Here is a 9,249-nt window from a genome sequence, read left to right on the forward strand (position 1 = left end):
GCTGATCGCGGAGGAGACGCCGCCGCCCATCGCGCCCGCGCTCATCATTTGCGTCAGCATCGCGAACGGAAACACCAGCGCGATCGCGGCGAGCGGAATGGTGCCGAGCCGGCCGATATAGGAGGTCTCGGCGATCGAAACCAGCGTGCTGCCGACCATCGCGAGCATGTTGGGAATCGCGAGCCGCAGCAGCGTTGGCAGGATGGGCGCCGTTAGCAGGCTGGCGATGGATGAGGCGACCGGGGCACGCGGCGGCGCGGCGTCTAGGGTGGCGTCGATCGTCATTTGTCACCGGACGGAATTTTAGATGATGATCGACATGTTATAAGGGCAGGTAGGCCCCAGCGGCAGCCTCACCTCACGCAGGGGTCACCACGGCAGGCCGCATAGGTCGATGGTCCCCAAGGTCGGCGCCCGGACGATGTTGAAGACATAGGGCGCCATGTGAGTGAACCGGATTCGCCCTTCCGGCTGCTCGCAATAGACCTCGCCTTCGAATGGCAGCCAGCTCCGGGCCGCGTAGAACGCGGTGTTGTGCGGCTCGCAGAACAGCAATGCGAAGCGGACCGCCTCGTTGGCGCGCATGGTGTGCACAGCCGCGTCGATCGCCAGGGTCGCGTAGCCGCGGCCGCGTCGGTCTTCGCGGGTGCAGACCCCGCCGATGCCGCCGATATGCGTCTTCTGTCCGTTCCAGGTGACGGTGCGGAAGTAGATGCCGACATGGCAGACCAGGCCGTCTTCGGGCGTCTCGATCAGCACGCGCAGATCGGCATTGGCCCATTTGACGTGAGCCCAGGGCTTGCCGGCGACCATATGCGGTCCCCAAACGGCCTGATGCAGCGGCTCCGCGATCGGCCACGAGGCATCGCCGTTCAGGATGTCGATCTCAACGCTCATGGTTTCGTCTCTTGCATCTTCGGTTCGCGGTGCATTCGTTCTGTCATAACCGCTTCAAAGGCAATGATATTTTGCGGCGACCGGCCTAGCCTGGGTGATCGTCCGCCGTCTGCGCCGATTTTATGCAATCGTGCCAAGCGGCCGCATCACGCGTTTTCGCAAATTGGCGGTATTTAACGGCCCTGGAACCTTCTATAAGAGTCCTCGTTAAGCCAGTTCCCCATCAGTCGCGGACAACATCCCATGACCTTTACGCTGCCCCCACTCTCTTACGCCTATGACGCCCTCGGCCAGTTCATGTCGAAGGAGACGCTGGAATTCCACCACGACAAGCATCATCAGGCCTACGTCACCAACGGCAACAACGCGCTCAAGGGGACCGAATGGGAAGGCAAGTCCCTTGAAGAGATCGTCAAGGGCTCGTTCGGCAAGAACCCCGCGGTGTTCAACAATGCCGGCCAGCACTACAACCACATCCACTTCTGGAGCTGGATGAAGCCCAATGGCGGCGGCACCAAGCTGCCGGGCAAGCTCGAGAAGAAGATCAACGAAGACCTCGGTGGCTTCGAGAAGTTCAAGACCGACTTCCAGGCGGCTGGCGTCGGCCAGTTCGGCTCCGGCTGGTGCTGGCTCCAGGTCAAGAACGGCAAGCTCGAAATCTCCAAGACCCCGAACGGCGAGAATCCGCTGGTGCACGGCGCCACCCCGATCCTCGGCTGCGACGTCTGGGAGCACTCCTACTACATCGACTATCGCAACCGCCGTCCTGATTATCTCAAGGCGTTCGTCGAGAACCTCGTGAACTGGGAATACGTCGAGTCCCTGTTCGAGAAGGCGTAAGCTGGACCCGTCATTCCGGGGCGCGCGAAGCGCGACCCCGGAATCCATCTATCCACTCGGGCTGACGCCCGATGGATTCCGGGCTCGGCGCTGACGCGCCGCCCCGGAATGACAAAGAGGCGGGCGCATCAGCGGCCGCCTTTTTGCTGTGCGGAATTGCCCTGCGCGGCGCGCGCACGGGTCTGTCATTGTACTGTTTGCATGGTGTCGGTGGTGCCCTTAATCAGGATGGGCATCACCCTCGAGCCGACCCACACCCGTTGTCAGAACCTTCCCCGAAGAACCCGGCGCCTGCCGAGGACGCGGAGTCCGAGCCGCGGCCGGGACGAGTCCGCAAGCCGATCGGTTGGTCGACCATCATCATTGCCGCGCTGGTGGCGGTGAGCGCGACGCTGGTCTGGCGGCGTGACGGTACCGACGGCGTTCTCGACATCCTGACCCACGATCTCTCGCTGTTCTCAGGCATCCTGCCGCGCGTGCTGGCGGGCTGCCTGCTCGGGGCCTTCATCTCGGAAATCCTGCCGCACGAAAAGGTTTCGCGCTCGCTCGGGCCGAAATCCGGGCTGATGGGTCTACTGATCGGCACCGCCTTCGGCGCGATCCTGCCCGGCGGTCCCTTCACCGCTTATCCCGTGGCGAGCGCGCTGCTCGCCGTCGGTGCCGATTTCGGCGCCACCATTGCCATGGTCGTGAGTTGGACCCTGATTGGCTATGGTCGGGCGGTGGCCTGGGAAATCCCGATCATGGGCACCGATTTCACGCTGTGGCGGATTCTCATCTCGCTGCCGCTGCCGGTGCTCGCCGGCGCGCTCGGCCGCTTCGTCTACGTCAGGATGTATCCGAAGCCCGAGCGGAGGGGCGACGAGACGTGAGTGCGGCGCTTCTGATCGACATCCTGCTGTGGGGCTCGGTCCTCGGCGTCGGCCTGATCGCCTTCCGCCGCAGCCCGGCCGTGTTCAAGGCCTCACTGCGCGAAGGTTCGATGGATTTCATCAATATCGTGCCGCGGATCGCGCTCGGTGTGATCGGTTCCGGCTACATCGCCGCCATCATCCCGCAGGAGGTGATCACAGGCTGGCTCGGGCCGGACAGCGGCTGGCTCGGGGTCGCATCCGCCGTGGTCGCCGGTGCCGCCACGCCGGGCGGACCTGTCATCGGCTTCTCGATCGGCACGGTGGCGCTGAAGTCGGGCGGCGGGGTGCCCCAGGTGGTCGCCTACGTCGTCGCGTGGGCCCTGTTTGCCTTCCAGCGGGTGATCCTGTGGGAGATCCCGTTCATGCCGGCCCGTTTCGTCTGGTTCCGCTGCGCCGTATCGGTGCCATTCCCCTTCGTGGCGGCCGGCATCGCGATGGTGATCGGCAAGCCGTGACAGGTGTGAACGTCTTTTGATGTCAGCTTCATCGTCCCGGAATGACGCCAGCGGTCGTGGACAGGCGTAATGTTATAATATAACGTCTTGGCATGGTTCCCGCCGCGTCCCACGCCCGCCATCAAGACCATGCTCATGGCCATTCCCAAGGTCACTCCCATGACCACGGCCATTCGCATGGGCACGACCACACCCACGCCCATGTCCACGATGCGGCCTCGCCGCATCCTGCCCAGGCGGCACCCTGGTCGATCCTGCGCATGACCATGGCCGCGCGCGTTGTGGCCGCGCTCGCCGTCTGTGCCGTGCTCTGGGGCGTGGTCTTCCTGGCGATGAGGTGACCGTGGCACAATTAGCATTCCGCAACGTCACGCTTGGTTACGACCGGCACCCGGCCGTGCACCATCTCAACGGCGAGGTCGCACGAGGCGCGCTGGTCGCCGTGATCGGCCCGAATGGCGCGGGCAAGTCGACCCTGCTGCGCGGCATCGTCGGCATCCTCAAGCCCCTCGACGGCAGCATCCATCTCGGCGGGCTTGATAGCAGGGACATCGCCTATCTGCCGCAGAGTGCGGAGATCGACCGCAGCTTTCCGATCTCGGTGTTCGATTTCGTCGGCACCGGGTTGTGGCGCGACGCCGGCCTGTTTGGCGGCATCGGCAAGGCCGCGCGAGGGAAGATCTTGCGCGCGATCGCGTCCGTTGGCCTCAATGGTTTCGAGAACCGCCCGATCGGCACCCTCTCGGGCGGCCAGATGCAGCGCGTGCTGTTCGCACGCGTGCTGCTTCAGGATGCTGCGCTCATCGTGCTCGACGAGCCCTTCAACGCCATCGACAGCAAGACCACGACCGATCTGCTCGCGCTCGTGAAGCAGTGGCAAGGAGAGGGCCGCACCGTGCTCGCCGCGCTGCACGACATGGAGATGGTGCGCAACCATTTCAGCCAGACGCTGGTGCTGGCGCGTGGCCCCGTGGCATGGGGACCGACGGCGGAGGTGTTGACGCCGGAGAACCTGCTCGTCGCGATGCGCATGTGCGAGGCTTTTGACGACAGTGCCACGGCCTGCGCCGAGGACGGACGCTCGCGGGCGGCGTGATCACAGATGGTCTATGACGCGCTGATCGGCCCGTTCACCGAATTCGAGTTCATGCGGCGGGCGCTTGCCGCCGTGATCGCCCTGTCGCTGGCCGGCGCGCCGATTGGCGTGTTCCTGATGCTGCGGCGGATGAGCCTCGTCGGCGACGCCATGGCGCATGCGATCCTGCCCGGAGCCGCGGTCGGTTTCCTGCTCTCCGGCCTCAATCTGTTTGCGATGACGGCGGGCGGCCTGATCGCCGGCTTTGCGGTGGCGATCCTTGCCGGCGTGGTCGCGCGCTCGACAGGGCTGAAGGAGGACGCTTCGCTCGCGACCTTCTATCTGGCCTCGCTGGCGCTCGGCGTCACCATCGTCTCGATCAAGGGCACCAATATCGATTTGCTGCACGTGCTGTTCGGCAACATCCTCGCGATGGACGACCAGACGCTGCTGGTGGTGGCCTTCAACGCCACCGTGACGCTGCTGGTGCTCGCCGTGATCTACCGCCCGCTGGTGATCGAGAGCGTCGACCCCCTGTTCCTGCGGACCGTCAGCCGTGCCGGCGGTCCTGCGCATCTCGCCTTCCTTGCGCTCGTCGTGATCAACCTCGTCAACGGCTTTCAGGCCCTCGGCACCTTGCTTGCGGTCGGGCTGATGATCCTGCCGGCTGGTATCGCGCGGTTCTGGTCGCGTGATCTCACCGTCATGATCTGCATCGCTGTCGTTGCTGCCGCGGTCTCGGGCTATGCTGGCCTCGTGCTGTCGTTCCAGACCCGTGTGCCGTCAGGTCCCGCGGTCATTCTGGTGGCGACGGTGCTCTACATCGTCTCCGTCCTGTTCGGCCGCGTCGGCGGTATCGTCCAGCAATTGTTTCCTGGCCGGCATCTGGAAGCGTGACGATGCGGATCATCCTGCTTTGTGCGCTGTTGCTGATCGCCTCGCCGCTCCATGCCGCGGAGCGGCTCGACGTCGTCGCGAGCTTCTCGATCCTCGGCGACTTCGTCCGCAATGTCGGGGGGGATCGGGTCAGCGTTACGACGCTGGTCGGTGCCGACGGCGACGTCCACGTCTACACGGCGGCGCCAGCCGATGCGAAGCGGGTCGCGGAGGCGAAGCTCGTCATCGTCAATGGGCTTGGGCTGGAGGGCTGGCTGCCGCGTCTCGTGCAATCTGCGGGCAGCAAGGCGAAGGTCGTGACGGCGAGCGCCGGCATCACGCCCCTGAAGTTGGGGGCGGCCGCTGATCCCCACGCCTGGCAATCGGTCCCCAACGCCAAGGTCTACGTCACTGATATCGCCAATGCGCTGGCTGCCGCCAGTCCGGATGACGCGCCATTCTTCGGTGCCCAGACCAAGGCCTATCTGGAAAAGCTCGAAACGCTGGACCGCGAGGTCCGGGAGGCCATCGCCAAAATCCCGCCGGAACGGCGCAAGGTGATCTCGACCCATGACGCCTTCGGCTATTTTTCAGCCGAATACGGTATCCAGTTCATCGCCCCCCTGGGCGTCTCCACCGAAACCGAGCCCAGCGCGCGGGACATCGCTGCCATCATCGGCCAGATCAAGGCCCAAAAAATCCCGGCCGTGTTCCTGGAGAATATCAGCGACGACCGCCTGATCCGGCGGATCGCGGCGGAGACCGGCGCAAAGGTCGGCGGGACCCTGATTTCGGACGGTTTAACAGGCGAAAAGGGGCCTGCACCCACTTACATTGACATGGTCAGGCACAATATAAAGGCGCTGACCAGCGCGCTTGACCACTAGGGCAGGGGCCACCCGCCTCGCGTCGCGCGAACAAGCCTGATGTCGGAGTTCTTATGTCTGAAGCGACCTCCTCCAAAATTCCCGTGACCGTCCTGACCGGCTATCTCGGCGCCGGCAAGACCACGCTTTTGAACCGTATCCTGTCGGAGAACCACGGTAAGAAATACGCCGTCATCGTCAACGAATTTGGCGAGATCGGCATCGACAACGACCTCATCATCGGCGCCGATGAGGAAGTGTTCGAGATGAACAACGGCTGCATCTGCTGCACGGTGCGCGGTGACCTCGTCCGCATCATGGACGGCCTGATGAAGCGCAGGGGCAAGTTCGACGCCATCATCGTCGAGACCACCGGCCTTGCCGATCCCGCGCCTGTCGCTCAGACCTTCTTCGTCGACGAGGACGTGCAGAAGAACGCCCGCCTCGATGCGGTCGTGACGGTCGCCGATGCCAAATGGCTGTCCGACCGGCTCAAGGATGCGCCCGAGGCCAAGAACCAGATCGCCTTTGCCGACGTCATCGTTTTGAACAAGACCGATCTCGTGAGCAAGGGCGAGCTCGCTGAGGTCGAGGCCCGCATCCGCGGCATCAACCCCTATGCGAAACTCCATCGCACCGAGCGTTGCTCGGTCGCGCTGGCCGACGTGCTCGATCGCGGCGCCTTCGACCTCGACCGCATCCTCGACATCGAGCCCGATTTTCTCGAGGCCGACGATCATGACCACGACCATGATCATCACCACCATGGCCACGACCATCACCACCATGATCACGGCCACGGCCTGAAGCACTATCACGACGAGGACATGCAGTCGCTGTCGCTCAAGACCGACAAGCCGCTCGATCCCAACGTGTTCATGCCCTGGCTCCAGAACCTGGTGCAGGTCGAGGGCGGCAAGATCCTGCGCTCCAAGGGCATCCTCGCCTTCCACGACGATGACGACCGCTACGTCTTCCAGGGCGTCCACATGATGCTGGAGGGCAACCACCAGCGGAAGTGGAAGGAGGGCGAGCCGCGCGAGAGCCGCCTCGTCTTCATCGGCCGCGAATTGCCGGAAGAGGCGATCCGCAAGGGTTTTGAGAGCTGCATCGTCTCGTGATGAAAGAGTTTACGCCGGCCCCCGATTCCGCCTCGATCGTTTCCGTCACCGACCGCGTCAAGCCTGTTGCGCTCGGCATGGGCGTGACCTCGGTGCATTTCCTTGGCGCTCGCGCCGCCTTCGTCGGCGGCGAGGAGAACGTCGTGTTCGTCGACGCCAAGGGCGAGATCACCAATGTCGCCGTGCACAGCGGCGGCATTCTCTCGACCGCAAGTGACGGCAAGCGTCTCGTCATGGGCGGCGACGACGGCAAGGTTGTTTCGCTCGACGCCAAGGGCGAGGTGACACTTCTTGCCACCGATCCGAAGCGGCGCTGGATCGACGCCGTGGCGGTGCACGCCGACGGCGCCTTCGCCTGGTCAGCCGGCAAGATCGCGACCGTCAAGAGCGGCAAGACCGAGGAGAAGTCGCTCGAGGTGCCCTCGACCGTTGGCGGCCTTGCGTTTGCGCCGAAGGGGCTGCGGCTTGCGATCGCGCATTACAACGGCGCGACGCTGTGGTTTCCGAACATGGAAGGATCAGCCGAATTCCTGCCCTGGGCCGGCTCGCATCTCGGCGTCACCTTCAGCCCGGACAACAAGTTCCTGGTCACGACGATGCACGAGGCGGCGTTGCACGGCTGGCGGCTCGCCGACAACAGGCACATGCGCATGACAGGCTATCCCGGCCGCGTCCGCTCGATGTCCTGGAGCGCGGGCGGCAAGGGGTTGGCGACCTCGGGTGCCGACACTGTCATCATATGGCCGTTCGGCAGCAAGGACGGTCCGATGGGCAAGGAGCCCGCGATGCTCGCACCGCTGCAGGCGCGCGTGGCGGCGGTCGCCTGCCATCCGAAGAACGACATCCTCGCCGCCGGCTACAGCGACGGCACCGTGCTGATGGTGCGGCTGGAGGACGGCGCGGAGATCCTCGTCCGCCGCAACGGCACCCCGCCTGTGGCCGCGATGGCCTGGAATGCGAAAGGCACGCTGCTGGCGTTTGCCGATGAAAATGGGGACGGCGGCCTGCTGGAGCTTTAATCTGTCATGGTTCCGGCCGTAGGGTGGGCAAAGGCGCACTTGCGCCGAGCCCACCATCTCTCTGAGAAACAAAAATGGTGGGCACGTCGCGCGAAGAGCGCGCCTTTGCCCACCCTACCGCATCTCTGAGACGGCGGCGCGAACACATGCGGTTTTTGACCACCTTCCAGCTTGCCGACTTCGCGGACACGCTGGTCAGCCTGACCACGGCCTTTGTGCTGGGCACGCTGATCGGCGCGGAGCGGCAATATCGCCAGCGCACCGCGGGCCTGCGCACAAATGTGCTGGTCGCGGTCGGCGCCGCCGCTTTCGTTGATCTCGCCATGCAGCTGGACGGTGCCGATGGCGCGGTGCGGGTGATTGCCTATGTCGTTTCGGGCATCGGCTTCTTAGGGGCCGGCGTCATCATGAAGCAGGGCATGGACGTCCGCGGCCTCAATACCGCTGCGACGCTGTGGGCCTCGGCCGCGGTCGGCTCCTGCGCTGGGGCCGACATGATCGCGCAGGCCGCGGCGCTGACCGTGTTCGTCATCGCAGGCAACACGATGCTGCGCCCGCTGGTCAACGCCATCAACCGCATCCCGCTCAACGAGAAGGCGCTGGAGGCGACCTATTATTTCAAGCTCGCGGTTGCCGCCGACGCCTTGCCCGACATGCGCGACCGTCTCGTCGAGAAGCTCGAGGGCGCAAAGTATCCGGTGGCCGATATCGACGTGGTCGAGACAGGGGACGATCTGATCGAGGTCGTCGCAAAGCTGGTCGCGACAGCAGTCGATCCGAACGAACTGAACGCGGTGGCGACGGATCTCCAGCATCTGCCCGGCGTGCGCCACGCCACCTGGGAAGTCAGCACCACCGAGTGAGCGCGGCGTTTTGGCGCGCAGGGGTTCGGTTCCCGTCTTGCCGGCCACGGAACCGCAACTGGCCAAATTCGTTGATCCCGCGGACAAAGGCGGTGATCGACATGCCCGGCCAATATGACAAGCGCAGACTGAAACGCGACCTCATGATCGCCTGTTCGCTGTTCGCAGCAGGCGTCGTGGTGTCGGGGATGTCGCTGGCGCAAATCCGAGCCCAGAGCCGGATGGAACTGGCGCAGGCAACACCGCCGCTCCAGGGCACACCATCCGACGATCAGGGCAAGACGCCCGCGGAATCCAAGCCCGGCGGCGACCGGCCGACCACG

General features: G+C 64.6%; 12 protein-coding genes and 1 pseudogene. 11 read left to right on the plus strand and 2 right to left on the minus strand.

The genetic code is table 11. The features are described from left to right. A pseudogene (locus tag MOV74_RS22350) lies at nucleotides 1-285 on the minus strand (MATE family efflux transporter); the annotation flags it as partial. An 84-nt stretch (nucleotides 286-369) separates the two neighbouring features. Further along, nucleotides 370-897: a GNAT family N-acetyltransferase gene (locus tag MOV74_RS22355; RefSeq protein ID WP_246926893.1), complete on the minus strand. Its 528-nt coding sequence runs from the start codon at nucleotides 895-897 to the stop codon at nucleotides 370-372. Between the two features lie 243 nt (nucleotides 898-1,140). Here MOV74_RS22355 and MOV74_RS22360 point away from each other — a divergent pair, with 243 nt between their 5' ends. The 11 genes from MOV74_RS22360 to MOV74_RS22410 all read left to right on the plus strand — a co-directional run. Further along, the gene (locus MOV74_RS22360) at nucleotides 1,141-1,737 is read left to right on the plus strand and encodes a superoxide dismutase (RefSeq protein WP_246926897.1); all 597 of its coding nucleotides are present in this window, start codon (nucleotides 1,141-1,143) and stop codon (nucleotides 1,735-1,737) included. Between the two features lie 260 nt (nucleotides 1,738-1,997). Next, the gene (locus MOV74_RS22365) at nucleotides 1,998-2,609 is read left to right on the plus strand and encodes a permease (protein ID WP_246926900.1); all 612 of its coding nucleotides are present in this window, start codon (nucleotides 1,998-2,000) and stop codon (nucleotides 2,607-2,609) included. Beyond that, nucleotides 2,606-3,106 carry a hypothetical protein gene (locus MOV74_RS22370; protein WP_246926903.1) on the plus strand — a complete coding sequence of 167 codons (501 nt, stop codon included), beginning with the start codon at nucleotides 2,606-2,608 and terminating at the stop codon, nucleotides 3,104-3,106. The genes MOV74_RS22365 and MOV74_RS22370 overlap by 4 nt, the downstream gene beginning before the upstream one ends. Before the next feature lie 92 nt (nucleotides 3,107-3,198). Beyond that, complete coding sequence (locus tag MOV74_RS22375) at nucleotides 3,199-3,447, plus strand: hypothetical protein (RefSeq protein ID WP_246926906.1); 249 nt, start codon at nucleotides 3,199-3,201, stop codon at nucleotides 3,445-3,447. 2 nt (nucleotides 3,448-3,449) lie between these two features. Then, nucleotides 3,450-4,202 carry a metal ABC transporter ATP-binding protein gene (locus MOV74_RS22380; protein WP_246926909.1) on the plus strand — a complete coding sequence of 251 codons (753 nt, stop codon included), beginning with the start codon at nucleotides 3,450-3,452 and terminating at the stop codon, nucleotides 4,200-4,202. Nucleotides 4,203-4,208: 6 nt separating this feature from the next. Then, nucleotides 4,209-5,078: a metal ABC transporter permease gene (locus tag MOV74_RS22385; RefSeq protein WP_246926922.1), complete on the plus strand. Its 870-nt coding sequence runs from the start codon at nucleotides 4,209-4,211 to the stop codon at nucleotides 5,076-5,078. 2 nt (nucleotides 5,079-5,080) lie between these two features. Beyond that, nucleotides 5,081-5,944, plus strand: a complete 864-nt coding sequence (locus MOV74_RS22390; RefSeq protein WP_246926925.1) for a metal ABC transporter substrate-binding protein — start codon at nucleotides 5,081-5,083, stop codon at nucleotides 5,942-5,944. A gap of 53 nt (nucleotides 5,945-5,997) precedes the next feature. After that, entirely contained in the window at nucleotides 5,998-7,044 is a 1,047-nt protein-coding gene (locus MOV74_RS22395) for a GTP-binding protein (RefSeq protein WP_246926927.1), read from the plus strand. Then, the gene (locus tag MOV74_RS22400) at nucleotides 7,044-8,063 is read left to right on the plus strand and encodes a WD40 repeat domain-containing protein (RefSeq protein WP_246926930.1); all 1,020 of its coding nucleotides are present in this window, start codon (nucleotides 7,044-7,046) and stop codon (nucleotides 8,061-8,063) included. The genes MOV74_RS22395 and MOV74_RS22400 overlap by 1 nt, the downstream gene beginning before the upstream one ends. A 146-nt stretch (nucleotides 8,064-8,209) precedes the next feature. Next, the gene (locus tag MOV74_RS22405) at nucleotides 8,210-8,926 is read left to right on the plus strand and encodes an MgtC/SapB family protein (protein WP_246926933.1); all 717 of its coding nucleotides are present in this window, start codon (nucleotides 8,210-8,212) and stop codon (nucleotides 8,924-8,926) included. Between the two features lie 101 nt (nucleotides 8,927-9,027). Continuing rightward, a partial coding sequence (locus tag MOV74_RS22410) for a hypothetical protein (RefSeq protein ID WP_246926936.1) occupies nucleotides 9,028-9,249 on the plus strand: 222 nt, incomplete at its 3' end.

This window comes from Bradyrhizobium sp. SHOUNA76 (assembly GCF_023006445.1).
Classification (GTDB): Bacteria; Pseudomonadota; Alphaproteobacteria; order Rhizobiales; family Xanthobacteraceae; genus Bradyrhizobium.